This is a genomic window from Micromonospora jinlongensis (assembly GCF_013410645.1).
GTDB lineage: Bacteria > Actinomycetota > Actinomycetes > Mycobacteriales > Micromonosporaceae > Micromonospora > Micromonospora zamorensis.
This window is the reverse complement of the sequence record NZ_JACCHK010000001.1, coordinates 1,598,884-1,624,374: the sequence shown is the minus strand read 5'-3', so window position 1 is coordinate 1,624,374 and position 25,491 is coordinate 1,598,884. Positions and strand designations below refer to the sequence as shown.

The 25,491-nt window shown below is 70.2% G+C and carries 18 protein-coding genes; 5 read left to right on the top strand and 13 right to left on the bottom strand.

The annotated features are described in order from the left end of the window. The first annotated feature begins 18 nt into the window (after positions 1-18). On the top strand, positions 19-651 hold the full coding sequence (locus HNR22_RS06875; RefSeq protein WP_179779614.1) for a TetR/AcrR family transcriptional regulator: 633 nt from the start codon (positions 19-21) through the stop codon (positions 649-651). After that, entirely contained in the window at positions 644-1,381 is a 738-nt protein-coding gene (locus HNR22_RS06870; RefSeq protein WP_179779613.1) for an alpha/beta fold hydrolase, read from the top strand. Before HNR22_RS06875 ends, HNR22_RS06870 begins: the two co-directional genes overlap by 8 nt. 144 nt (positions 1,382-1,525) lie before the next feature. Here the strand turns inward: HNR22_RS06870 and HNR22_RS06865 are convergent, their stop codons facing one another. The 4 genes from HNR22_RS06865 to HNR22_RS06850 form a co-directional block, all read right to left on the bottom strand. Then, positions 1,526-2,119, bottom strand: coding sequence for a DUF305 domain-containing protein (locus tag HNR22_RS06865; protein ID WP_179779612.1), 594 nt, complete (start codon positions 2,117-2,119; stop codon positions 1,526-1,528). Positions 2,120-2,191: 72 nt separating this feature from the next. After that, positions 2,192-3,085, bottom strand: coding sequence for a DUF1996 domain-containing protein (locus HNR22_RS06860; protein WP_179779611.1), 894 nt, complete (start codon positions 3,083-3,085; stop codon positions 2,192-2,194). Positions 3,086-3,331: 246 nt separating this feature from the next. Beyond that, complete coding sequence (locus HNR22_RS06855; RefSeq protein ID WP_179779610.1) at positions 3,332-3,991, bottom strand: C39 family peptidase; 660 nt, start codon at positions 3,989-3,991, stop codon at positions 3,332-3,334. 514 nt (positions 3,992-4,505) lie between these two features. Beyond that, a complete protein-coding gene (locus HNR22_RS06850; RefSeq protein WP_179779609.1) occupies positions 4,506-6,389 on the bottom strand; it encodes a Xaa-Pro dipeptidyl-peptidase in 1,884 nt (627 codons plus the stop codon). Between the two features lie 240 nt (positions 6,390-6,629). Here HNR22_RS06850 and HNR22_RS06845 point away from each other — a divergent pair, with 240 nt between their 5' ends. After that, positions 6,630-9,974 (top strand): S8 family peptidase, encoded by a 3,345-nt coding sequence (locus HNR22_RS06845; protein ID WP_179779608.1) that lies wholly within the window; start codon positions 6,630-6,632, stop codon positions 9,972-9,974. Between the two features lie 88 nt (positions 9,975-10,062). Here the strand turns inward: HNR22_RS06845 and HNR22_RS06840 are convergent, their stop codons facing one another. The 9 genes from HNR22_RS06840 to HNR22_RS06800 form a co-directional block, all read right to left on the bottom strand. Then, positions 10,063-10,563, bottom strand: coding sequence for a DUF2231 domain-containing protein (locus HNR22_RS06840; RefSeq protein WP_179779607.1), 501 nt, complete (start codon positions 10,561-10,563; stop codon positions 10,063-10,065). 121 nt (positions 10,564-10,684) lie between these two features. Continuing rightward, positions 10,685-11,434, bottom strand: a complete 750-nt coding sequence (locus tag HNR22_RS06835; protein ID WP_179779606.1) for a hypothetical protein — start codon at positions 11,432-11,434, stop codon at positions 10,685-10,687. A gap of 45 nt (positions 11,435-11,479) precedes the next feature. Further along, positions 11,480-12,520, bottom strand: a complete 1,041-nt coding sequence (locus HNR22_RS31805) for an SEC-C metal-binding domain-containing protein (protein ID WP_179779605.1) — start codon at positions 12,518-12,520, stop codon at positions 11,480-11,482. Positions 12,521-12,807: 287 nt separating this feature from the next. After that, positions 12,808-13,644, bottom strand: a complete 837-nt coding sequence (locus HNR22_RS06825) for an aldo/keto reductase (RefSeq protein ID WP_179779604.1) — start codon at positions 13,642-13,644, stop codon at positions 12,808-12,810. Between the two features lie 55 nt (positions 13,645-13,699). Beyond that, positions 13,700-15,493 carry a glycoside hydrolase family 15 protein gene (locus HNR22_RS06820; protein WP_179779603.1) on the bottom strand — a complete coding sequence of 598 codons (1,794 nt, stop codon included), beginning with the start codon at positions 15,491-15,493 and terminating at the stop codon, positions 13,700-13,702. A gap of 40 nt (positions 15,494-15,533) precedes the next feature. After that, entirely contained in the window at positions 15,534-16,010 is a 477-nt protein-coding gene (locus HNR22_RS06815; RefSeq protein ID WP_179779602.1) for a hypothetical protein, read from the bottom strand. Positions 16,011-16,249: 239 nt separating this feature from the next. Next, positions 16,250-18,085 carry a DNA/RNA helicase domain-containing protein gene (locus HNR22_RS06810; RefSeq protein ID WP_343059710.1) on the bottom strand — a complete coding sequence of 612 codons (1,836 nt, stop codon included), beginning with the start codon at positions 18,083-18,085 and terminating at the stop codon, positions 16,250-16,252. Positions 18,086-18,297: 212 nt separating this feature from the next. Then, positions 18,298-18,633 carry a nucleotide pyrophosphohydrolase gene (locus HNR22_RS06805; protein WP_179779600.1) on the bottom strand — a complete coding sequence of 112 codons (336 nt, stop codon included), beginning with the start codon at positions 18,631-18,633 and terminating at the stop codon, positions 18,298-18,300. A 73-nt stretch (positions 18,634-18,706) separates the two neighbouring features. Beyond that, entirely contained in the window at positions 18,707-18,913 is a 207-nt protein-coding gene (locus tag HNR22_RS06800) for a DUF397 domain-containing protein (RefSeq protein WP_179779599.1), read from the bottom strand. A 23-nt stretch (positions 18,914-18,936) separates the two neighbouring features. Between HNR22_RS06800 and HNR22_RS06795 the strand changes: the two genes are divergently transcribed. Beyond that, on the top strand, positions 18,937-19,401 hold the full coding sequence (locus HNR22_RS06795) for a hypothetical protein (protein WP_343059709.1): 465 nt from the start codon (positions 18,937-18,939) through the stop codon (positions 19,399-19,401). An 87-nt stretch (positions 19,402-19,488) separates the two neighbouring features. Further along, the gene (locus tag HNR22_RS06790; RefSeq protein ID WP_179779598.1) at positions 19,489-25,464 is read left to right on the top strand and encodes a DUF4011 domain-containing protein; all 5,976 of its coding nucleotides are present in this window, start codon (positions 19,489-19,491) and stop codon (positions 25,462-25,464) included. Positions 25,465-25,491: the final 27 nt, after the last annotated feature.

Genomic DNA, 25,491 nt, shown 5'->3' with positions numbered 1-25,491 from the left:
ATCGGTGACGGGGGTCTCATGACACGGGCGTTGACCCGCAAGGGCGAGGCCACCCGGGCGCGGATCGTCGCCGGCGCGGCCGCCGAGATCCGCGAGCGCGGCGTCGACGAGGTACGCCTCGAAGACGTGATGGCCCACACCGGCACCAGCAAGGGACAGCTCTTCCACTACTTCCCCGGCGGTAAGGAAGACCTGCTGCTGGCGGTGGCCCAGCACGAGGCCGATCAGGTGCTCATCGACCAGGAGCCGATGCTCAGCAACCTGACGTCCTGGCCGGCCTGGCTGGCGTGGCGCGACCGGCTCATCGAGCGCTACCTTGCGCAGGGCGTGAAATGCCCGCTCAACGGGCTGCTCGGTCAGACCGGCCGACGCGCGCCGGGCGCGCAGGCGATCGTGACCGGGCTCATGTGGCGCTGGCAGGCGGCGATCACCGAGGGCATCCGGCACATGCAGTCGACCGGGGACATCGGCCCGGACGTGGACGCCGACCGTGCCTCCGCGGCGCTGCTGGCCGGCATTCAGGGCGGCGTCCTGCTGCTGCTCTCCACCGGGAAGATCGATCACCTCGAGGCGGCCCTCGACCTCACCATCGACTCGCTTCGGGCCAGCGCCCGGACGATCGGAGAGCAGGAAAGGCGCGACAATGACTGACGACGACCGACCACCGTTGGTGCTGCTGCACGGCCTCACCTACGACCGGCGACAGTGGGACCCGGTCCGGCGCGAGCTTGCGGCGATCGACCCCAACCGACAGGTCCTCGCCCTCGATCTGCCCGGTCACGGCGACGCACCACGTCGGCAGTCCTACCGGATAGCGGAGGTCGCCGAGGTCCTGCACGACCAGGTGACCAAGGCCGGTCTCGCGCAGCCGATCGTGGTGGGACATTCGGTCGGCGCGGTGGTCGCCACGACGTACGCGGCCCGCTACCCGGTGCGCGGGGTGGTGAATCTGGACCAGATCCTGCTGCCCGGCCCCTTCGGTGCGGTCGTACGCCAGGCGGAGTCGACACTGCGCGGCCCGGACTGGCGGCGGGTGTGGGACGGCATGCTGGCCGGGATGGGCATCGAGTCGTTGCCGGCCGAGGCCCGGGAGATCGTGACCACCGCGACCGATCCCCGGCCGGACCTGCTGCTGGGCTACTGGGGGGAGATCCTGAGCGGGTCGGACGAGGACATCGCCGCCCAGCGGACCCTCGCCCTGCGGTCCATCGGGGTGCGGGGGATCCCCTACCGCTGGGTGACCTCGTCCCAGCCGCCGCCCCGGTATCTGACCTGGCTGACGGATGTCCTGCCGGAGGTGGTGGTGACCGTGCTACCCGGTAGCCACTTCCCGCACCTGGCGGAGCCGGCGACGATCGCCCGGCTGCTGGCGACCGGCTGAGACGACGATTGGGCATGGCGGCAGGAACGACCGCAGCCCACCCCCACCCCGCCGGTGATCAAGAGGTTTCGGTCACGACACGCCGGGCCGGATGACAGAAACCTCTTGATCGACGCTGGTGGGGCGGGGGTGGGGGTGGCCTGGTCAGGCAGGCCGGTTCAACCGGTCGAGTCGGGTGAGCTCGGCGTCGCCGGCCCGGACCACCTCCGTGGCCAACGCGGTGGTCGCCGGAGACACCCCGTTCCGCTGCTCCGCGGTGGCGACCCGCACCGCCTGTTGCAGGTGCGCTCGTACGTGCTGACCTGCCAATCGCTGGAACGCGACACCGGTGGCCGACCGCAAGGTCGTCAACTCCTGCTCGGTGACCATGCCCGGCATGTCGTGGCCCTCGTGCGGGTTGGTCGCCGGGGCGCCGGACTCGGCGAGCAGCCGTCGGGCGGTGCTCAGATCCGCGCGGTGCGCCGTGCCGAGCCGGGCGGCGAACGTTTGCCAACCCGGGTCGGTGGTCCGACTCGGCACCATGTCCAGCACAGGCAGTAGGCGTTCGTTCATCGCCACCGTCAGCTGGAGCCACGCGACGTCGGTGGGGCTGAACAGGCTGGCCGAGCCGCTGGGCGAAACCGAGCCGGACGGTCCGGCGTTCGACGGTGCGGTCGTGGTCGGTGATCCGGTGGCGCAGGCCGTGACGAGCAGCGCCGCGAGGAACAGGGACATGGACGCGCTCACGGGGGCTCGCATCCGGCCTCCTCTCGCCCCCGGACGGCGGGCCCGGCGTGACCGGACCCGCCTCCGTGGTGGGAGCCTGTCGGCTCAGATCGGTCGGCCGTCGTGACCGCACTTGATGACGGGACGAATGCAGTCCTGAACCCGACGGGCCATCTCCGCCACCGGCCAGGCATTGAAGAAGTCACCGTGCATGGTGTAGCCCGGCCCGGAGGCGAGCCGGATCCGCGAGGGGTCGCCGGTGACCGGGTACCGCAGCACCTGCCGCAGCTTCGGCACGTGCACCGGGTGGGTGCTCGGGCAGGCCTGGTTCACCGGGTACGCCAGGTGGCTCTTGTGGTCGGGCGAGTCCAGGTCGCGGCCGTTCCAGCACTGCGGGAAGTCCAGGTACGACTCCAGCATCGTGCCGGACGGGCAGTTGACGAAGTCCTTCGACGGAGGCACGTGCCCGGCGTGCAGGCACGACCACCGGGCGATGCTGTCGTTCGAGCCGGTGGCTTTCGCGTTGCCGGCGACGAGTCGCAGCCCGAGCGGAAACGGCTGGGTGTTCGCGACGACGTCGGAGCGTACGCCCTCGCCCAGGTAGTAGAACGTGGCGATCGCCGGCTCCACCGGCACGTTGTCGCGGTACAGCGTCGGTACCCAGTAGGACGAGACGTCCACCCGCGGGTTGCAGGTGCTGGGGGAGTTGACCAGGTCAGGGAGGGTGGTGTTGGCGTTCGTCACCGTGGCGCCGAAGAAGCTGTGCATGTGCGAGGCCCCGGGCAGCCCGGGGAAGATGATCGGGTCGTCCGGCAGTCGGTGGCTGTAGGTGCAGTCGGCGGGGAATTCGGCAACCCGGATGGCGTTGGCGACCGGGGCGGCGTCGGCCCGCTCGGTGGTGGAGACGACGTACGTGCCGAGTAGCACCAGCAGTGCGCCGATCGCCGTGGCGAGGCGCAGCCGGCGGTGGGTGCCGGAGAGGGGTGCGGCCCTGTCCATCTCGTGACTCCTGTCGGGGGGACGGGTCAGGGACAGCTCCGGCGCCGCCGCCGAAGACATCGGAGATTGCCCTGGCCAGACTGGTGGTGGCCGGTTGAGGCCGGGTGCGAGAGAGCGCTCTCAGCGAGTCAAGCCTCACCCTGATGTCGAAACTTGTCAATACGTTCCGCAATTGGCGGAAATGAAAGACGACGAAGGGCCGGTCCCCGTGGTGGGGTCCGGCCCTTCGTGGTGTGTCAGTCGCGGTCAGCTGGTGGCGTAGCCGCGGGTGGCGATCCAGTCGGCGAGGTGCTCGACGGTGACCTCGTAGGAGGCCTGGTTCGGGTCGGCGGAGTCGGCGATCTTCACCAGGTTGCCGTTGTCGCGGTAGCCGACGACGCTGATGTAGTGCCCGCCCTCGTAGGAGTGGGTGGTGCCATCAGTGTCGGTGCTGGTGCCGGCGATGTTGGCGATCACGGCCCGACCGTCGTCAACGGTCTTGACGATGTCAGCGCGCAGCTTGTCGGTCTGCTTCGCGTCGGCGTTCGAGTTCTTGATCTCGACCGACCGGTAGGCGTCGTTCTTACCGGTTTCCTTGTTCAGCACGGGGGTGATGTCGTTGATGGAGTTGGTGCCGGCCTCGGTGGTGCCCATCTCCTTGGCCATGTCATCAACGTTGATGTTCTTACCCTGCACACTCAGGGCGTTACGGGTCGCGGCGGGCCCGCAGTAGTAGAAGTTCGGCTGCGCCTCGTAGCGCACACCCAGCTGACGCTCACCGGCCGGCTTACGATCCGACTGCGCCTGCGAGGTCGGCTTCGCATCCGACGCCGCGTATGCGGCGGTGACAGGTCCGACGATCGCACCACCGGTGAAGGCCAGACCAGCGGCGGTGAGTGCGGTCTTACGAATCAGATCGGTACGCATGATGGCGTGCTCCTCTGCATCGGGGGTGTCCGCACGGCACCTCACAAGGGGGTACGGCGACCGTGCGGGAAAGTCTCGCGACAAACGCCGGCGATCCTCGGGGGACCTGCTCGGGCGTTGCGGGGGATGTAACCGGGGCGGCCCAGCGGATGTTCCCGGCCGGTGCGCCCTGCCCCACGACCCGAAAGTCGCGGTGGCATGCCAGGTATAACGACCCCGCCCGGCCCACGATTCCGCCCCCACGGTGGCGCCGGCCACGGGACACCGACCCCCCAAACCGGACACCCACCCCAGGACCGCGCCCCGAAACCGGACAAAACCCACTAACCGACGGCGTGGGCAATCCAAGATCCGCGCACTTTCCGGGAAATTGCTGCCTCAGATCGCGGCGAGGCAGCAAGTTCCCTGATGTTGCGCGGATCTTGACCTGGGTGGGGATACCGGACAGCGCCGGACGCAAGGGTGGGGCAGCTCGAACGCGTCGGACTGCCCCACCTGTGGCACGAAGACGAAATCAGAACCCGAGGACGCTCCGCCCGCCGACCACCGGCAGCCGCAGTTCGCTGTCGTTCGGTGCGACTCGCAGCTCGGTGCCACCCAACGGCAGCAGGGTGTACTCCTGGTCGCTGGAGAAGATGACCACGCCGATCCGGTGCCCCGCCGGGAAGACGTAGTCCTTCGGCTCCATGGTCCACCGGTAGTCGTACAGCTTGCCCTGCTTGACCGGCTCGGTGCGTGCGGCGCTCTTGCGGTTCTGCGGGTCCATCCAACCTCGCGTCACCACTGTCGGCGCGGCGGTCGACCCGGCCGGGCCGTAGTCGACCAGGTACGCGGTGAGGTTCGCGTCCGGCTTGTTGTCGATCGCCATCCGCAGCCGCATCTCCGGACGGCCGGAGATGCGCACGCTCTGCGTCAGCTCGGGCGAGCGGTACGCGAGCCGGTTCGCGCTCGCCGTGTCCGGGTTGGACACCAGGGTGTCCGGGTGGATGGTCCGCCCCTCGTCGACGAAGCTCTGCTCGACAGTGGACTTCGGCGGCTTGCCCGTGGTGAGTGCGCCCGGGGCGGTGGCGTCGGTGGCGGCGAACCGCAACCCGACCTCACGCGCGGCCGGGTCGGGCCAGTTGGCGTACGTGGTGTAGGCCCGGTCCTCGCGCTGGAGCACCGCGGTCGGCTCGTCCATGATGCCGTTGCGCACGTTCCACAGCCAGAAGTCGAACCAGCGGTTCTCGGTCTGCTTGTACGTCCACGTCTGGCCGCTCGGCAGGGTTACCGACGCGTTGCTGCCCGGGCCGCCGTGGCCGCCCTGGTGCAGCCAGATCTTGCGCGGTACGTCGCGTTTGGCGAGCTGGTCCCACCAGCCGGCGAAGTGCTCGGTCTTCACGTTCCAGTCGTTGAGGCCGTGGACGACGAAGACGCTCGCCTTGACGTTGCGGGCGTCGAGGTAGTCGCGGTCCCGCCAGAATTCCGAGTAGTCGCCGGTGACCCGGTCCTGCTCCTCGGTGATGGCGGCGAGCTCGTCGGCGCAGGGCCCCTCGGCCCGCGCGTGCCCGGCGGTGTACTGGGCGAGGATGTCGAGGTCCTCGCCCTGGAACGTCCCGGGGGCGACGACCAGACCGTTGGCCCGGTAGTAGTCGTACCAGCTGCTGATCGCGGAGACCGGCACGATGGTCTTGAGTCCCTTGACCCCCGTGGTGGCCACCTGGTTGGGCAGCGTCCCGTTGTAGGAGACACCGGTCATGCCGACCGCGCCGGTGGTCCAGCCGGCGGTGACCGGGGCGCCGTTCGCGTCGTACCCCTTGGCCCGGCCGTTGAGCCAGTCGATGACCGCCTTGGTGCCGAGCGTCTCGGCCTGGTCGCCGCTGGTGGGGCAGCCGTCCGAGTCGCCGGTGCCGACGCTCTGACCGAGCACCACCGCGTACCCGCGGGGCACGTAGTAGTCGTCCAGCGAGCCCGGCAGGTTGGCCTTCGCCTGGGCGCGCTGGGTGCCCACGTCGAACGCCCGCCGTCCGGAACGGTCGGTCAGACCGTTCTGCGGCAGGTCGTCGACCAGCACGCTCGGGTACGGCACGTCACCCCAGGTGCCCTTGCGGTACGGGCTGTGCTCGAAGATGACCGGCACCTTGAAGCCCTGCGTGGCGGTCTCCCGGGGTCGCGAGATGTCGATCGCCACCCGGTCGGGTCGACCGTCGTGGTCGGTGTCGACCGGGGTCTGGACGAACACCCGCTCCTCGATAGCGTCGGCGAGCGAGAACACCGGTTGGGTCATGCCGTCGCTGACCACGATGCCGGTGGGCGTGGTCGCGGTGGGCGGTGCAGCCGTTGCTGTGGGGGCTGCGCTGAGCACCAGAGCGCCGGACACACCGATGCTCAGCAGTGCCAGATGACGGGGTCGACGCATGCGCGTCTCCCTTCGGTTGGGCTGGTTGCCGGGGGTCGGCAGGGGCCAATCTCGAAGATCCATTCGTCGCCATGCTAGGACGGCGCTGGCGTCCCGTCGATCCCCTCGGACGGAGAGGCATCCCTCGCGCGGGCCAGAAAACTCCTCGTTCCGGGGCCTCGGAAGAGACACTCCCGTGCATATGATCTTGCGGGAAGTCGCCCGAAGAGACGGCTTCGTCCACATTAGACGAGGAGCACCATGCTCAGGAAAACGCGGTGGCTGTTGGCCATCGCCGTCACGGCCACGACACTGACCGCCCTACCGGGCGGCTCTGCCACGGCCGGGCCAGGCGGCATCGGCACGACCGACACGCCCAGGACCTCGGTCGACGGGAAGACGCACACCGTCACCCTGCTGACCGGGGACGTGGTGACCGTACGGAGCACCGGATCGGGATGCCCCAAGGCCACGGTGCGGCCGGCCGACGAGAACGCGGTCATCCAGCAGACCTGCGGCCCCGACGGTCACCTGCACGTCGTACCCGCCCGCGTCGCGTCCCAGATCGGTCCGGTCCTCGACCCCGACCTGTTCGACGTCACCGCGCTGATCGCCGACGGGTACGACGACGAGAACACCACGGAGCTGCCGGTCATCGTGCAGCCCGCCACCGCGTCCGCCCGGGTGGCCGCACTCGGTGACGTGCTGTCGCTGCCCAGCATCGGCGCGGTCGCCGGTCACGTACCCAAGAAGAGCCCGGCCACCGCGAAGCTGGCGACCGACTCGCTGCTCGCCGGCGCGAAGAAGGTCTGGCTGGACCGCAAGGTCCGCGCCACCGCGCTGACCGGCGGCGGACAGCGCGCCGACCTGGACCGCAACCTCGGCCAGATCGCCGCGCCCGACGCCTGGAAGGCCGGCTACACCGGCCGGGGGACCACCGTCGCGGTGCTCGACACCGGTGCCGACTTCACCCACCCGGACCTGGTCGGCCGGGTCGCCGACCGGGCCGACTTCACCGCCGATGGCGGTGACGCCGTCGACCACAACGGCCACGGTACGCATGTCGCGTCGACCATCGCCGGCACCGGAGCGGCCGCCAACGGTCAGCGTCGCGGTGTGGCACCCGACGCCAAGCTGGTGATCGGCAAGGTCCTCGACGACCACGGTTCCGGTGCGGACTCCGGGATCATCGCCGGCATGGAGTGGGCCGCCACCCGGGCCGACGTCATCAACATGAGCCTCGGCGGCAGCGACCCGGACGACGGCAACGACCCGCTCTCGCTGGCCGTCGACGGCCTGAGCAGGTCCACCGGCGCGCTCTTCGTCATCGCCGCCGGCAACAGCGGCGGGGCCATCTCCTCGCCGGGCTCGGCTGCCAGCGCGCTGACCGTCGGCGCGGTCGACCGGAACGACAAGCTCGCCGACTTCTCCAGCCGTGGGCCGCTGGTCACCAGCAACGTGGCCAAGCCTGAGCTGGTCGCACCCGGCGTCGACATCGTCGCCGCGCGGGCCGCCGGCACCAACCTCCAGGACCCGATCGACAGGTACTACGAGGCCATCAGCGGCACCTCGATGGCCAGCCCACACGTGGCAGGTGCCGCCGCGCTGCTCGCCCAGCGGCACCCGGACTGGACCGGCGCACAGCTCAAGGCCGCGCTCGTCGGTGCCGCCGACCCGCTGAGCGGCGTCGACGCGTACGCCGTCGGTGCCGGCCGGCTCAACGCGGCCCGGGCCCTCGGCGGCCCGACCAGCGACCAGCCGGTGGTCAACCTCGGCACCTTCGCGTACCCGCAGTCCGGGACCAGCGAGGCGAAGCTGAGCTGGACCGGTGAGTCGGCGGCCGTCCTCGACCTGGACGTCACGGTGGTCAACCACGACGGCCAGTCGGTGCCGCGCGGCGCCGCGTCGCTCTCGGCGAGTCGGGTGACGCTCAAGCGCGGCGCGACCGCCGGCGCGACAGTGCGGATCAACCGCGCGGCGCTGGCCGCCCGACCGGGCTTCTACCTGGCCACCGTCACCGCCCGCACCGCCGGGCACAAGCTGGTCTCGACCACGCCGGTGAGCTTCTACGTCGAGCAGCCCAGCTATGACCTGACGATCCGGACGAAGCCACTGCCCGGCCTCAAGGAGGGCGCGGAGAGCTGGATCAACCTGCTGGTCACCAACCTCACCGACCCGGTGGTCTACTACAGCGGCGCTGGCGGTACTCCGGGAGACACCTTCACGCTGCGGGTGCCGGCCGGCCGGTACGCGATCCTCGGCTCATCCGTCGCCTACTACGTCGACAGTGACGTGCTGGAGACGACGCTCGCCGCCGAGGCGGACCTGGATGTGCGTGGTGCCCGAACCGTGACGCTCGACCCGGCGCGGGCCAGACCGGTGACGGCGACTGTCGACGGGGTGCGCACCACACCCACCCGGACCGACCTCACCAACGTCCAGACCGCCCCGAACGGGCTGTCCTGGTGGCACCAGATCAGCGGGTACGGGGCCCAGACGACGGTCCGCACCACCGCGCTGCCGAAACCCGGTGTCGGGTCCCGGCGCACCTGGGCGGCCGTCAACCTCGATTCGCCGGCCGGCACCGCCAAGCCGTACCGCTACAACCTGGTGCACGAGTACGCGGGCGGAGTACCGGGTGACCCCGCCTTCCGGGTGAGCAAATCCGAACAGGCGAAGCTCGCCCGCATCGAGGAGCGCTTCCACCAGATGGACTCGGAGGGGATGGTCACCCAACTGATCCGCAGCGGCTTCACGCCCGACGGGGTGCCGGTGACGCAGACCCACGAGGGCAACCTGCCCCCGTACCGCACCGACTACCTCTCACCCGGCTACCTGTGGGCCGACGAAGGTGTCTACGGTGGCCTGTCGGCGCAGGAGGCGCCGCGCACCTACCAGCCGGGCAGTCGGCAGACCAAGGTCTGGGCGCGGCAGCCCCTGCACTCAGGCTGGTACGACGACCCGGCCGGGGCCGAGTCCAGCTGCGCCACCGCGCCGTCGCGTACCCGGGGCAACCTGCACATCGACCTGGTGTCGCTGACGGACCAGCACCAGCGGGCCGACTGCCTCCAGGGCGGCTCGATCGGGGTGAACCGCAAGCTGTCGGTGTACCGCAACGGCAAGCTCGTCGACGAGCGGGACCGCCCGCTCGCCGACGTCACCGTTGCGCAGCAGATGGCCGACTACCGGCTGACCCTCGACGTCGACACGAGCCTGATCCTGCCGATCTCCACCAGGGTCAACACGTCGTGGACGTTCCGGTCCGCCGGGCCGGACGGCACCGGCAGTGTGCCGCTGCCCCTGCTGGCGGTGGACTACGCGCTGCCGATGGACACCCTCAACCACGCCACCGGCGGAACGGCCGAGCTGACCGTCCGGCAGATGCGGGGAATCAAGGCGCAGAAGGTGACGTCGTTCCAGGTCTGGACCTCGACGGACGACGGTGCCACCTGGACGTCGGCCCGGGTCACCGGCACCGGCGACAGCTACCGGGTCGCGCTGCCGACGGCCGCCACCGGACAGCCCGTCTCGCTGCGGGTGAAGGCCGCCGCCAACGGCGGTAGCGGCATCGACCAGACCATCATCCGGGCGTACAACGCCGGCTGACGGTCCGCGCACTGGTGCGGCCCGGCTCCGGCCGGGCCGCACCACCGCTTGCAGCTCCGTGTCGATCCGGCACCCACCTCGGGACAGCTCACTGGCCCTCCCAGACCGCCTTCGCGCCGGAGTCGCCGGTGCGGATCACGTAGTACACGGTGACGGCGGCGGCCAGCAGCGACAACACCTGCAACGCCGGAGTCAGCAACCGACTGGACCGCTTGTCGTCGGTCGCGGTCGCCTCAACGGCTCTCGGCGGCACGAAACGGACCAGGGCCAGCGCCACGATCGCCAGCCCGATGGTCGCCCAGAGCGTGATGTCGCCGAACTCCTGATGCGTCTCCAGGGTCGGAAGGAACTCGGGGGTGACCCGGTTGGCAGCGCGCATGCGCTCGAAGAAGGCATCACCGGACAGCTTCGCCAGCAGGGCGGCGAGCGGCGCGCCCACGGCGAGCAGCCCCAGCACCCAACGGGTGTGCGGCCGGATCGGCGGAACGAGCGCGTAGCCGACCGTCAGCAGGGCCAGCAGCGGCACGAACACCACAGCGGCGTGCAGCACCAGCGGGTGGGCGGGGATGCCCATGAACTCCTCGAACATCGGCGTCTCCTCCTGACACGGGCCGGACGTCGATCGTCCAGGAAAGGACGCTAACGGTACCGAAGGGACGCGTCAGCCCCAAGATTGCCGACGGCGTCCACCCGGCCCCGTCGCGAGGTGATCAGCGCAGGCCTTTACCGAAATTGCTGCTCAGGGCCACCCACGAGGCGCAGGGCAGCTCGCCGGGAGCCAACTGGATGTGCGCCGGCCGCCAGAGCTCGGCGCCCTCCTCGGTGACGCGGGCGAGGATGCAGTCGTACTGCGCGGCCCGCAGAGCCACGCCGACCATGCCGTCCTTCGCGGCCACCTCCAACGCGATGGCCGGGTCCAGCTTCAGGTTGGCGATCGCCGCGCGGACGGCGGATTCGTCCGGGTCGACGGCCTTCAGGGCGCTCTTCAGGCGGTCGTCGACCCCGTCGAGAGAGGGGTCCTGCCTGACCTGGAGAGGATCATCGGCCGGGCACTCGATGTCGTCGTCGCGGTCGTCGTCGTCCGGGCCGAACTGAAGCCGAAAGCAGATCGGCTCGTCACGTTCGTCGATCACCGAGCCGTCCGCGCCGATCTCCACCCCGTGGCCCATCACCCGCAGCACCAACGTCACGCCGGTCTCCCAGTGCGTCTCGCCGGTGACCGAGAGGACCGCGACGTCGGGGTGCTGGCTGGCGGAGTGCACGTACTTGTCGGCCTGGTAGAGGTGGTCGTACTCGAAGCCGAACAGCACCCGGTCGACCTTCTCCGCGGCGTCGGCCACGGCGCTGTCGTGGGTCGGGTCGTCCGGGCGGTCGACGTACTGCCAGAGACCGACGCCGACCAGCGCCACCACCAGCAGCGCCGCTCCACCAAGGATCGCTCGCCGTCTTCCCTTCGCCACGGACGGGATTATGTCGCAGTCGGGACCGCGCCGATGCCCCCTCGGCTACCGGGAGCGCGGCAGACAGTCCTTCTTGTACTTGAGACCCGAGCCGCACCAGCAGGCGTCGTTGCGCTCCGGCGGCCAGGCGATCCGAGCGCTGGGTCGCGCCTGCACCTCGGCCGCGTACCCTGCCCGGACCGCCGCGTCGGCCGGGTCGCCGTCACGTCGACCGGCGAACGCGTTCAGCCCGTCCACTGTGGCGCGGAACACGCCCAACCCGGCCTGACCGGCACTCCTCAGCCGGACCAGTTCCTTCTCCAGCCGGCCCCGGTGCGCGTCCCAGTCCGGCCCGTACACCTCGCTCAGCGCGGCGTGCTCGGCGAGCAGCCGGTCGAACTCCGCCCGAGGCCAGAAGAGCAGGTCCGACTCGGCGTCCCTGCGCTCCCCGGCCCGGCGCACGAGCTGGGTCTCCAACCGGTCCGCCAGGTCGTCCTGCCGGTCGTGCGGCAGGTTGAGATTCCGGCGTACCCGGTGCCGCTGTTGCAGCAGGAAGAAGACGACACCGGGAGCGTCCGGCGGACCGAGATCCACCACCGGGTCGATCGCGGTGCTGGCCGGCCCGGACGCCGCGGTCGCGCGCTCGCTGAGCAGGCTGTCGACCGCCTCGCTCAGCCACGTCTCGACGGTCGCCGAGCGACCACCCGCGTCCAGCGCCGCACTCACGTAGGCGGGTGCGTCGGGCTGCGTGAGCAGCAACGGGCGCAGCGCGGTCAGCTCCGCCACCGCCTCGTCGTCCCGACCGCCGGCCCGGAACAGCGCCCGGGCCCGCAGCGCCCGGGCGACGCCGGCCCGGGGATCGTCCCCGGACGGGTACGCCGCCAGAGCCTGCTCCGCGTACCGCAGGGCGGCATCGGGCCTGGCCCGGATCTCGGCGATCTCGGCAGCCAGGGTCAGGGCGTCCCCGGCGTCGTCCGGATCCTCCAGCCGGCCCTGCTCGGCCGCCTCGGCGAGGTCGGCGGCGACACCGAGCGGGTTGGCCGTCCCGAGCGCTGAGCGGCGAAGTTCAGCGAGGTCAGCCTTGGTGAGTACGTCTCTCGTCGGCACGATCTCACGGTACGTCGGGGTGCTCTCGGTACGCGGGCAGATCACCTGTTACGCCGCTCTCACACCGCCCGCAGCTCCGACCAGCGCCGCCCGCAGTCATGACCACGCGCCGGCTGCCGCCGCCCGGGCGACGTAGGTGTCGAAGTCGAGCGGGTCACGCCCGAGCACCCGCCGTACCACGTCCGGGGTCGGGTGCCCCAGCGGCTGCTGGGCGCGCTGCCGCCGGTGGTCGGTGGGTGGAACCGCCGCTGACCTATCTGACCGACTGGCGGATGACCCTGGGGCGATCAGAACTCCTCGTACACCGCGGGGTCCTGGTCCGCGAGCCGCCCGTCCGGGCGGCCCAGCGCGGTGATGGCCTCGACCTCACCGTCGGTGAGCGTGATGCCGAAGACGTCCAGGTTCTCGGCCTGCCGCTGCGGGGAGGCGGCCTTGGGCAGCGGGATCACCTGGCGGGCCACGTGCCAGGCGAGGATGGTCTGCGCCGGGCTGACACCGTGGGCGTTTGCGATCTCCACGATGACGGGGTGCTGCTGCAGGTCGTTGCCGTGGCCGAGCGGGCTCCACCCCTGCACGAGGATCCCGTGCTCCCGGTGGTGGTCGAGCGCCTCCTGCTGCGGGAAGTACGGATGCACCTCGATCTGGTTGACCACCGGGGCGACCCCGGTCTCGGCCACCAGGCGGTCGATGTGCTCGGGCAGGAAGTTGGAGAGGCCGATGTGCCGGACCAGGCCACGCTCGCGGGCCTCGATCAGCGCCCGCCACGCCTGCACGTACAGGTCGACAGTGGGGTTCGGCCAGTGGATCAGATACAGGTCGACCCGGTCGAGGCCGGTGCGGAACACACTCTCCTCGATCGTGGTCAGTGCCTCGTCGTAGCGGTGGTGCCGCCCCGGCAGCTTCGAGGTGACGACCAGCTCGTCCCGCACGTCACCCGCCGCCCGAGCTGCCCGGCCGACCGCGCCCTCGTTCTCGTAGTTCACCGCCGAGTCGATCAACCGGTAACCCGCCCGGATCGCCTGCCCGATCGCGTCGACACCCGCCGAGCCGTTGAGCTGGTAGGTGCCGAGCCCGATCGCCGGCAGAGTCGTGCCGTCGGCAGCCGTCAGGTGGGGAATCGTCATGATCGGAACCTTACTCGTGCGACTGTCCCGCAGGCTGTGCCTTCCGCCCGGACGGTCACCCGTCGCCGGTGGGGGCGTCTCGGATGGCGAGTGCGGCTTGGACGAGCGCGGCGTGGGTCAGCGTCTGCGGGTAGTTGCCGAGGTGGGCACCCGTCGTAGGGTCCACCTCTTCGGCGTAGAGGCCGAGTGGGCTGGCGTGGTCGACCATGGCCTGGAACAGCTCGACGGCCTCGCGGCGACGCCCGATGCGGGCAAGGCCCTGGACGAGCCAGAACGAGCAGGGCAGGAACGCGCCCTCGGTGCCGGGGAGGCCGTCACGTCCGGGCGGGTAGCGGTAGAGCAGTGGACCGCCGGCGGACAGCCGGTCCCGGATGGCGTCGATGGTGCCCCGTACCCGGGGCGAATCGGCCCGGTCCATCCCCAGCAGCGGCAGGACGAGCAGGGCTGCGTCGAGATCCTGCGAGCCGTAGCTGCGGACGTAGCTGCCCGCCGTCGGGTCGAAGCCGCGCGTCCGGACCTCGGCGGCGATGGCATCCCGGGCTTCCTGCCAGCGTCGACGTTGACGGTCCGGCAGGTGGTGCGTGTCGGCGATGGCCAGGGCACGGTCCAGGGCGAGCCAGCCCATGAGCTTGGAATGGACGTGTTGGGCGGGCTCCCGTACCTCCCAGATGCCGGCATCGGGCTCCTGCCAACAGTCGGCGACCACGTCGGCGAAACCGCGCACCGCCCGCCACGTCTCGGCGTGGAGGAGGTGTCCGGCCTGAGCGAACGCCCAGGCGGCGTCGATCACCCAGCCGTAGCCGTCGAGCTGGTGCTGACCGGCGGCACCGTTGCCCATCCGCACCGGAAGGCTGTCGAGGTAGCCGGGCCAACCGGACAGTTCTCGTTCCGCTGGTACTTGTCTGCCGTGCACTGTGAGCAGCGCCGGCAGGCGTGGCCGTTGCAGTCGGCTGGCGTGCAACAGCCACGCGAGGAAACCGCGGGCCTCGTCGGTCTTGCCGACGCTGAGGAAGGCGCTGACGCCGATGCTGGCATCACGCGGCCAGACGTAGCGGTAGTCCCAGTTTCGTCCCCCGCCGGGATCCTCGGGCAGTGACGTGGTGGGTGCGGCCACCGGCGCCCCCGAGGGCGAATAGGTCAGCAGCCGCAAGGTGAGCAGGCTTCGTACGACGTGTTCCCGAAACGGCAACCGCTCGTCGATCTCCGCGGTCCAGGCCCGCCAACGAGCTTCATCCTCGACGAGCAGTTCCCAGGCGGCCGTCGGCTCGACGTGGATCAGCGGTTCGCGGTGGGCCACCGCCAGTACGAGGGTGACCGGACGGCCCGGCCTGACCGTGATCGAGGTTGGCAGACCCGGTTCGATTCTGAACGTGGGCGTGCTGTCCAACGCGACCGCAAGCGCCCCCCACTCACACACGAGCCCTTGGCGCCGGTGCTGCGCTCGGGGCCGGCGGTGCCGTGCGCCCAGTCGGGGATCGAACTCCACCACCGCGTCGACCGCCGCCTGCTCGGCCGACAGCCGTCGCACGATCAGCGACGTGGGCAGCAGGCGACCGCTGACCTCGGCCACCATCGCCTCAGTGAGGCGGAGCCGGCCGCTGCCCACCGCCCAGGTGGTCTCCAGAGTGGCGGTGTGCTGCCGGTACCGCCGTTCGACGACCGTGGACGGCCGCGCCGGGCCAACCCGGAACGTTCCGGCGTCCGGGCCCCCGACCAGTCGACCGAACAGGGGATCGCCGTCGAAGCGTGGCACGCAGAGCCAGTCCATCCCGCCGTCACTCGCGACCAGGGCGGCGGTACGCGTGTCGCCCAACAGACCGTAGTCGCTGATCGGTGGCCCGCCAGTCATGGAGATCGCTCCTCGACGAGCCGCGCTCGCGAGCAGCGGGTCACCTGGCCTGCAGGAGCAGCCCGAGGCAGACCCCGTAGACGACGTGGACGACAACCGTGACCAGCGGGGTCTGGATGCCGTAGTTGAGGGCGAACAGCCCGGGCGGCTCCAACACCGCCGTGCTGGCCGGCCCCGCCCGTTGCGAGGCCATGCGCGGGTGGACACCAGGAAGCAGCGGCAGAATCACCGTCAACGCGATCCCGACGTGCACAATCCCGAACAACGCCCCGATCCACCAGGTCGCACGGTGCAACAGCGCGAACGTGGCCGCGTAGCCGAGGGCGAAACCCTGCCCGGCGCAGAGGTGGAGGAAGAACCCGACGACCCGGGCCCGGTCGGGATCCCCGGTGACGAAGGCACCGAGCACCAGGGGAAGGTCGAGCCGCGTGAGACCGGCCAGTTGAGCGGTGATCATCGCCGCGGTGAGCGCCGCGGTGGCGACCAACCCGAACAACGCCCATCCGGCCCAGTCCATCTCAGCAGTCGTCGACGTCGCGGGCGTTCTCCTTCATCGGTCCACCCTCCGGTCGAACAGCGTGAAACCCGCGGCCCGGACCGGACACCCGCCTCGTCCGGCTTCGAGAACCGCCCGGTTTCTCACCATAAGCCACCGGACCCGTCACGCTGACCTGCTCGCCCAGACGTCCCTTGACGAGTTGGCACCAGGTGGCGAGCGCTCTTCGCACGAGCCGGGCTGCCGAGCTCAACCGGTCGTCAGCCGAGGACACCTCCGATGGGCGTCTCGTATACCGTCTCGACCGGCCGGATCACCTTGACCATCGAGGCGAGGTACTCCCGCGTCTCGGGATCCGTGGAGTAGACGATCGTGCCCTTCATCCCGCGGGTCAAAAGCACCTTGTAAGTGTTTCGAATCAGCAGATCCGCCTCGGCGTCGCTGACCGACTTGCGATTGCGGAATGCTGGATCCTTCGACTCGTCGCGTCGCGTCACCAGTTGGCCGTCCCGAGCAACCAGGTCCGGCCCGATGATGACGCCAGACCAGTCGTACTCGAAGCCCTGTGCCGTGTAGACGCAGCCCACTTGGCCGAAACCGTTCGGGTCGGTGGCCCAGAACGCGCTGCCTGGCGCGTCTCCGACGCTGCGGTCGCTCTTGACATTCCAGGGTCGCGACCAACCGCCGAGCTGCACATCCGGCACCAAGCTGTCGTCCGGGCGCGGATCGCTCCACGGCCAGCAGTACCCGGCGGACATCCTGGCGCTGACGCCCGGTGCCTGTTTGCTGGCGAGGAAGGCCTCCATTTCCTCCGGCGAATCGGCGAGACGCAGGTCGACCCTTCCGTCGCCGACCCAAACCGACGGCTCGCCGCCGTCGAGGTCGAGCAGGTCAACGACCCATCGCTCGTACGCCTCGCTGCCCCCGCAGCGGAACTGGCTGTGCAGCGAAACGACTTCGATATCAAGGTTGAGCTGCCTCGCGTACGACGAGATGACCTCGACATTTCCCAACTCGCCCGGCTTCACCACCTGGTGCTCGTCGAGCAGGAACACCGGCACCCGGGCCGCGGCGATAAGCTCGTCGATCTGGGAACGAGCCTTCTCCCGCTTAGCCTTCGGCGTGAACCGGTTGACGGAGTTTCCCCGGATGCGGTGTGCCTCGTCGCAGATCAGGACGTCCAGCCCGTTGCGTTCGGCGGACATGAAGCTGTTGAAGTAACCGAAGAGATTCTTCAGCCGGGTCGATCCCTTGCCGGCGTACCGGCGCAACGTCTGGGTGAACGACCGCGAGCCCGTTGCATGCATGACGGAGCGGTTCTGGCGCGCCAACTCACCGAGCACTGACAGTGCGATCACGCTCTTCCCACTGCCCGGCCCACCGGACACGACCACGACCGACTTGCGGTCCGCCGAGCGCGCCCGCTCCACTGCGTGCAGCACCAGCTCGTACGCCACACGCTGCTCGTCCAACAGCGTGAAGTGCGACCTGTCCTTCAGCTCCTGCGCGGCGTACCGCAGCAGATGCCGACTGGGCCGGACGGAACTGCAGAGGAAGCGGTCTGCCGCGCCAGCCCCTGACGTCGGTGCGAGGTGGGTGCGTAGGTAGTCGAGAAACTCACCCCGCCGCTGCTTGGTGAAAATCCGGCTCTGCTCGGTCGCCTGACGGTCGAACAGGTCGCTGATGTCTCGGTCGACCGCGTTGTGCAGGTACGCCACCCCACGGACCGGGTTTTGTTGACCGGCGAGGATGCCAAGGAAGTCGGTCAGGTACTCGCAATAGAGTCCGACTTGGACGCCAGGGTGAAGCCGTGGGCCACGAGCGTGCTGCACCGCCACCAGGTTTTCAGAGCCTTCGTAAGACTCGGCGTAGGACCATTGCTTCAACTCCACAACGACGTAAGAGTCGTCGGTGGTCCTCGGGTCCGCCCCAGCGAGAATGACGTCCACCCGCTTGCTCGTCAGCGGCAACTGGTACTCCACCAACATCTCGACCTGACCCAGGCCGGCGTCAGCGAGATCCTGCCCCAGCACCTCAAGGCTCCGCGACCATGAGCGGCGTTCTGCCGGGCTCACATTGCGACCGATCTGCTCCACGATTCGGTCTTCGAGCATGCCGGCGCCAGCCAAGCGCAGCAGACCACCGGCGGACGTACGGAACGCTGACAACACTTGCCCCCGGGCAGCACGAAGTGATCGTGCGCATGGGGGGCATGTCCGGCAGCCGCCGGAAGCCCGTCGTGACGCGCTTCTACGCCATGGACTGTAACGAAGAGATCAACTCAGCGCCATGATGGAATCGCCTTGGGCTACCGTTTTGCCGCCGAGCCGCGAGCCTGCTCAACCGGATAGCGGCGGGCCGAATCCTCGAGCTTCATCTGAGCTGCCTCTACCAGGTCGACGCCGAGCACGTCGGCGAGTCGAGTCAGATAGATCATCACGTCGCCGATCTCGGCTCTCACCCGGCTACCCGCGTCCGGGTCGGACATGACGATCGCCGACTGCTCGGCCGTGAGCCACTGGAACTCGGCGGTCAACTCACCGACCTCACCGGCGAGCGCCATGGCCAGATTCTTGGGTGTGTGGAACTGCTGCCAGTCCCGCTCCTCTGCGAACGCCCGCACACGGCTCGTCAAGTCATCCATGGCTGGGAGCATCGCAGATGCCAGGTACCAGCAGCCCGCGCTGCCGCCTACTTGTCGGCGAGGCCGGCGGACTTCATGGCGGCTGTGAACAGAGCCAGGCGCGATGCTCGAAGTGAAGAGCCGGCCCGTCAATATGCTTGAAATCGCGTACGGCGACCAGGTCGGGGATGTTGGTCGCGACCTCGACGCAGGCGCCGCCGTTGTCTCCGCTGCGGGTGCTCTTGCACCAGAAGGCGCCGCTCAGGCCGCGCAGGAGCGCGCACTCGACGTGTTCCGCCATCACAAGAGCTACCGGGGGTAGACGTGCTGTACCAGATCCACTTCGAGGAAGAGTTGCCTGCGGACGCACTGCGCCGGCACCTGCAGCAGGATTACGGCATCGCCCCCGACGCCGTGTACGTCGGTCGGATCGAGGACCGGACGGCGGACGATCCACGTCCGGTGGCCATGTTCACCCCGCCCGACGAGGATGAGGGATTCGGGTGGATTCTCACCGGTGACACCGAACTCGCCGACGCCACAGGGCGGAACGAGCGGGATCTCGCCGTCAGCCTGGCGCGTACCTTCGGGGTGCGGGCACTGGTCGACGACGGCAGCATCTATCCCGACCGGTGGCTGCTGGTCAGTGTCGACGGGAGCAGCGGACGAGTCGTGACCGATGAGGACGCCGCCGCCGACGGAGACCTCCGGGTCGTGCACGCCCTCGAGCCGATCTCGGGTGAACCGCAGCTCGCCGTGGTGCCACCGCCCGAGTGGGCGCGCGGCTAGCAGACCGTCGTACGGCCGGGGCCCTCTCCACCGGTCGGTTGACCGCTAGGCTGGCCCTCCCTGGTCTCCCCACCTGGAGAAACGCCCATGTCCGACAGCGTCTTCGCGCAGTTCACCGCCGACGACGAGCAGCTCGAAGTTGGGCTGATCGTGCAGCCGGCGATCAACGCCGCCCTGGTGCACAACCGGGTGCCGTTGGTCCGCCACCTCACGCTCGTCAACCGAGGTGTGGTGCCGCTGACCGATGTCACGTTGACGCTGGAACTGCGAGGCCCGGACGGGGCGCTGACCGAGCCGTGGACGCGTACGCTGGCTGCGCCGCTGCGCCCCGGGGCCAGCACGAGCTGGGATGACTTCCGCGACTTCACGCCCGACCGCGTGCTGCTGTACCGCACCGACGAGGCGTTCCCGGTCGACTACACCCTCCGGGTGCAGGCGCAGGAGCAGACACTGCGGCTGGTCGCCCCGTCCAGAGTGCTGGCGCACAACGAGTGGTTCAACAGCCCCGCCCTGTACGACAGCCTGGCGGCCTTCGTGCAGCCGAACACCCGGGCGGTGGAGGCGGTCCTGCGGGCAGCCGCCCAGCTCCTGCTGGCGCGGACGGGCTCGGGCTCGCTGCAGGGCTACCAGGAGGGTTCGGAGCGGGCGGCGCTGATCGCCGGTGCGGTGTACGAGGCGCTGCGCCAACTTGAGATCACCTACCAGACCCTGCCGGCATCCTTCGAGAACACCGGCCAGAAGGTGCGCACGACAGCGGCCGTCCTCGACGGTCGGCTCGGCAACTGCCTCGACCTGTCCGTCACGTACGCCGCGTGTCTGGAGGCGGCGGGGCTGCACCCGCTCATCTTCGTCAGCGCGGGGCATGCGTTCGGCGGCTTCCTGCTGGAGGAGGAGCGGCTGGGCTCGGCCGCGGTGACCGAGACCAACCTGCTGATCTCGATGGTGGACTCGGGCCGGGCCGTGCCGGTCGAGCTGACCCGCATCGGGCCGGGCGCGCAGTCGGCGACCTTCACCGAGGCGGTACGCGTCGGGCTCGGCCACTTCCGCGGCGACGGCGAGCGCATGCAGGGCGTCGTCGACGTGCACCTGGCCCATCGCTCGGGGATCCGCCCGCTGCCGTCAGCCGACGAACTGATCGCGCCCGCCGCGGTCGACCCCGAGGCGACGCAGAAGATAACAGCGTCTCTCGACCTTCCGCCCGGCGTCGCCGCCGCGAAGCTGCGCCAGTTCGCCGACGAGGGCGAGGAGGTGCCCCAGCAGTCCGACGGGTCGCCGGCGCGCGTCCAGCAGTGGAAGAAGTCGCTGCTCGACCTGAGCCTGCGCAACCCGCTGCTCAACCTGCCCAAGCGTGGCCGTGGCCTGGACCTGCACGTGCCGGCGGGTGCGCTGGCCCTGCTGGACGACCTCATCCACGACGGCCGTCAGGTGCAGGTCATTCCGCAGGACGACATCAGTCACGTCCACGAGCTGGCCGGGGCACGTCGGGCGCAGGACCTCGACGCCGAGATCCTGACCCGGGAGCTGCGTACCGACCGGCGGGTATACGGCGCGGTCACCGACGCCCGTTACAAGACGGCGATGCGCGCGCTGCAGCGCGAGGCGCGCACCATGGAGCAGGAGACCGGCAGCAACTACCTCTACCTGACCATCGGCACCCTGGTGCACACGAAGACGACCGGGGGAGAGGCGTACGCGCCGCTGTTCCTCCTACCGGTGCGCATCGAGGGTGGCAGCGGCCGTCGCCCGTACGCGATGGTCATCGACGGCACCGAGGTCGCCAGCCCGAACTACTGCCTCATCGAGTGGTTGCGGGTCAAGCACAGCGTGCGGATCCCGGAGCTGGAGCGACCGGTCCTCGACGAGCACGGCATCGACATCGCCAAGACCCTGGCCGCGATCAACACCGGGCTGCTCGACAACCGGCTCAACTACCGCATCGACGAGAGCGCCAGCCTTCGCCTGTTGCAGTTCTCCACCTTCCAGATGTGGCGGGACCTCACCGACCACTGGCCCCGGTTCATGGAGAACCCGGTCGTCCGGCACCTGGTCGAGTCTTCCGGCGCCACGTTCGACGATCCCGCCCGCCCGGAGCACGACGTCGAGATCGCTGTCGACGAGGCCGACCTGCACCTGCCCATCCCCGCCGACGGGTCGCAGATGCAGGCCATCGTGCGCGCCGAGCGGGGCCACTCCTTCGTCCTGGAGGGCCCGCCGGGCACCGGCAAGTCCCAGACCATCACCAACATGATCGCCCGGGCGGTCAGCGCGGGCCGGTCGGTGCTGTTCGTCGCCGAGAAGCAGGCCGCACTGGAGGTGGTGAAGCGCCGCCTCAAGCAGATCGGCCTCGGCCCGTTCGCGCTCGACCTGCACGGGCGCAAGCAGTCCCTCAACGCGATCCGCCAGCAGCTGCGCGACGCGCTCGACCAGTACGACCAGGGCGGCGACGGCACGTGGACTGCCGTCGAGACGGCCTACCGGACGCGGCTCGCCCCACTGACCGAGTACCCGGCCCAGGTGCACACCACCAACCCCGTCGGGATGTCGCTCTGGTCGGCCTACGAGCAGACCCTGGCGTACGGGGACGGCCCGGTTGCCCCGATCCCGGTGGCCTACCTGCACGCACTCGCCCCGGCACGCGCGCAGGTCGAGACGACAGTGCGGGAGTTCCCGGCGGCCGCACGATCGGCCCGACTCCGGCCCGCGCACCCGTGGGCGATCAGCGGCTGCCGCACCCTCGACGGGTTGCACGGCGCCGCGGTCACCGAGATCGCCGGTGAGCTCGAACGCCTCCGCGCCGACCTCGCCGCCCACCCGCGCTTGGTCGAGTTGCTGCGGACGCTGCCCGCCCCGGAAACCGTGAGCGAGCTGCAGGCGGGTGCCTGGCTCGCCGTACGCGGACTGCTGCCGGACCGGCAGACCACCCTGCACGCCAGCGACCGGCGGTGGGACGAGGCGGTGGCCCGGCTCCAGACGGACCTGGCGGCCTTCCGGCAGGGCTTCGCCGGTGAGCTGGCCACCTTCCGGCAGGACGTGTTCGCTCGACCGGAGCTGACCGCCTGGCACGGTGAGGCCCAGGAGGTGGCGAAGCGGCTGATCGGTAAGCGCAAGCGTCGGCAGGCCATCGTGGATCGGCTGGCGGTGCACCTGGTCGCCGGTGCGACGCTCGACGTCGAGCGGGTGGAGGTCGCCACCGGTCGGCTGATGGCCGCCCAGGCGCAGGCGGCGGCCCTCTTCCAGCATGTCGTCGCGGTGGGCGGGCTGCGGCTGTCGCAGTGGCAGCCCACGGACCCCAACGCGCAGGAGCGGCTGACCGAGGCGATCGAGGCGACCCGCGTCGGCCGGACGCTCCTGGCCCGGCACCCGCAGGCCTGGGAGCTGTTTCACGGCGGGTTCACCGATGTGGATGCGGTGCTCCTCGACCGGTTCGCCTCCCGGTGGCGGGCCTGGCGCGGAGTGTTGCGCTCCGGTGAGGCCGAGCTGGCACTGTGGGCCGCCGGTTCGCACTGGACCGACGCCTGGCAGCGCGACGGCGCGGCCTGGCTGCACGAGGTGCAGAGCGAGGAGTTGTTCCCGCTGCGCCGATGGGCGACCGTCCTGACCCACGCCGACGTGCTCGCCTCGGCAGGTCTCACCGACTATCGGGACCAGCTGCTGCGCGCCGAGGTGCCAGCGCATCTCGCCGAGGAGGTCTACCGGCGGGGAGTCGCGACGGCGTCCCTCGCCGAGCGGGTACGGGCCGGCGGCCTGCAGTACTTCGACCCGGAACTGCACGACGACGAGATCAGCCAGTTCGAGGCGGCCGCCGGTGAGCTGCGGTCCGCGCTGCCGACACAGCTGCCGTCGGTGCTGGTCCGCCGCCGACCCTTCAGCCCGGCCGACCGGCGTGGTCGCTTCGCTGACTTCGCGGCCGAGCTTCGCCGCAAGCGGGGCGGGCGGTCCTTCCGGGAGCTGTTCGAGCAGTACGCGGACGCGGTGCTCGCACTGACCCCGTGCGTGCTGGTCAGCCCCGCGTCCGCGGCGAACTTCCTGGCGCCGGGAAGCCAACGTTTCGACCTGGTCATCTTCGACGAGGCCTCGCAGATCCGCGTGGCGGAGGCGATCGGCGCGATGGGCCGGGGCAGCGCCGTGGTGGTGGTCGGTGACTCCCGGCAGATGCCGCCGAGCAGCATCATGCAGGCCAGCCACAGCGTCGACGAGGTCGACGAGGGCAACGGCCCGGTGCCGGAGGACCTGGAGAGCATTCTCAGCGAGGCCGTCGAGTCGGGACTGCCGCAACGGTGGCTCTCCTGGCACTACCGCAGCCACGACGAGTCACTCATCGCCTTCTCCAACCGCTACTACTACGACAACAAGCTCTCCAGCCTCCCGTCGCCCGGTGCCGCCAGCTCGGCGGGCGTCAGCTGGCGGCGCGTCGAGGGCCGGTACGACCGGGGCGGATCCCGCACCAACGAGGTCGAGGCGCGGGCGATCCTCGCGGACATCACCCGGCGGTTGCACGACCCGGCGACCGCCACCCAGTCCGTCGGCGTGGTCACCTTCAACATCCAGCAGCGGGACCTCATCCTCAACCTGCTGGAGGAGAGCCCCGATCCGATCATCCGCGAGCACCTCTCCGGCGCGGTCGCGGAGCCGATCTTCGTCAAGAACCTGGAGAACGTGCAGGGCGACGAACGGGACGTCGTCCTGTTCTCCCTGGCCTTCTCCACCAACCTGGAGACCGGCCAGCTCCCGCTGAACTTCGGCCCGCTCAGCCAGGCCGGCGGCGAGCGGCGGCTCAACGTGGCCATCACCCGCGCCCGCCGCCAGGTCATCCTCTACTCGTCCTTCGACCCGTCCGACATCGACCTGTCCCGCACGTCCGCGCTGGGCACCCAGCACCTGCGGGCGTACTGCGAGATGGCCGCCGCCGGCGCGGAGCGCCTGGGCGACCTCGCCACCGACCGCACCGAGCGGCGCGGTCGGATCCGCGAGGAGGTGGCCGCGGCGCTGCGCGACCGCGGCCACGAGGTCCGTACCTCGCACGGCCTCTCCGACTTCACAGTGGACATCGCCGTACGCACACCAGGCTCACCACGGTGGCAGGTTGCCGTCATGCTCGACGGCCCGGACTGGAGCGCACGCCCGACGGTGGCCGACCGGGACTCGGCACCCACGCTCCTCCGCTCGATCATGGGTTGGCCGGAGGTCGTGCGGTTCTGGCTGCCGGCGTGGATCCACGACCGCTCGGCGCTGCTCGACCGGGTCGACGAAGCCGTCACCCGGGCCGACGCCGCCACCACCGCCGAGCCCGAGCCGTCACCGGTCGCGGCGGCACCCGAAGCCATCGAACTGCCGCAGCCGCGCTCCGAAACGGACGTGGAGCCTCTGCGCCCGACACCGCCCGCCGAGTTGCCGCAGCCGCGCCTCGCGGTGGACGAGGAGCCGCTCCGGGGCGAATCGGCGGCACCCGTCACCGCACTGGCCGCCACGGCCACGGCGACCTCGGGCGCAGACAACATCACGGTGAGCCCATTCGTTCCGTACGTCCCGACCCCGCTCGGAGACCAGGCCGACCTCGACCTTCTGGCCACCGACCGGCGCGTACGCGATCTGATGCGGAGCGCCCTCCGCGAGATCATCGAGGCTGAGGGGCCCATCGAGCAGCACCGGCTCGCACGCCTCGCCCTCGCCCGGTTCGGTTTCCTCCGCACCCGGGAGGACCGGCGTACCGCCGTGCTGTCGCTCGTCGACTCCCGCCGCCTCTACACGCACCCGACAGTCAGCCGGTACGCCTGGCCCGAAGGCGCCGACCCGCAGACGTACCGCGCGTACCGGGTCACGCAGGCGAGCAACGACCGCGCATTCGAGGAAGTGCCGCCCGAGGAGGTGGCCAACGCCTTCGTACACGTACTCGAGGGCATGCCGAGCATGGACGAGGAACGGTTGCTGCGCGCCGGCCTGGAACGGCTCGGCTACCGTCGCCGCACCGAGAAAATCGACAAGCTACTCCGGTACGGGCTGCACGTCGCCGTGACCAGCGGACGCCTCCGCTTCGACCAGGAGGGCCGCCTCACCCGAGGCTGACGAGAGTCACCACTCATATCGGTAACA

Bases quoted from the DNA above. Each gene is read 5' to 3' on its own strand.
- HNR22_RS06825 (WP_179779604.1), bottom strand. From the start codon at position 13,644: ATGACGATTCCCCACCTGACGGCTGCCGACGGCACGACTCTGCCGGCG.
- HNR22_RS06860 (WP_179779611.1), bottom strand. From the start codon at position 3,085: ATGGACAGGGCCGCACCCCTCTCCGGCACCCACCGCCGGCTGCGCCTC.
- HNR22_RS06820 (WP_179779603.1), bottom strand. From the start codon at position 15,493: ATGACTGGCGGGCCACCGATCAGCGACTACGGTCTGTTGGGCGACACG.
- HNR22_RS06815 (WP_179779602.1), bottom strand. From the start codon at position 16,010: ATGGACTGGGCCGGATGGGCGTTGTTCGGGTTGGTCGCCACCGCGGCG.
- HNR22_RS06790 (WP_179779598.1), top strand. From the start codon at position 19,489: ATGTCCGACAGCGTCTTCGCGCAGTTCACCGCCGACGACGAGCAGCTC.
- HNR22_RS06870 (WP_179779613.1), top strand. From the start codon at position 644: ATGACTGACGACGACCGACCACCGTTGGTGCTGCTGCACGGCCTCACC.
- HNR22_RS06840 (WP_179779607.1), bottom strand. From the start codon at position 10,563: ATGTTCGAGGAGTTCATGGGCATCCCCGCCCACCCGCTGGTGCTGCAC.
- HNR22_RS06845 (WP_179779608.1), top strand. From the start codon at position 6,630: ATGCTCAGGAAAACGCGGTGGCTGTTGGCCATCGCCGTCACGGCCACG.
- HNR22_RS06800 (WP_179779599.1), bottom strand. From the start codon at position 18,913: ATGGCGGAACACGTCGAGTGCGCGCTCCTGCGCGGCCTGAGCGGCGCC.
- HNR22_RS06850 (WP_179779609.1), bottom strand. From the start codon at position 6,389: ATGCGTCGACCCCGTCATCTGGCACTGCTGAGCATCGGTGTGTCCGGC.
- HNR22_RS06805 (WP_179779600.1), bottom strand. From the start codon at position 18,633: ATGGATGACTTGACGAGCCGTGTGCGGGCGTTCGCAGAGGAGCGGGAC.
- HNR22_RS06875 (WP_179779614.1), top strand. From the start codon at position 19: ATGACACGGGCGTTGACCCGCAAGGGCGAGGCCACCCGGGCGCGGATC.
- HNR22_RS06865 (WP_179779612.1), bottom strand. From the start codon at position 2,119: ATGCGAGCCCCCGTGAGCGCGTCCATGTCCCTGTTCCTCGCGGCGCTG.
- HNR22_RS06855 (WP_179779610.1), bottom strand. From the start codon at position 3,991: ATGCGTACCGATCTGATTCGTAAGACCGCACTCACCGCCGCTGGTCTG.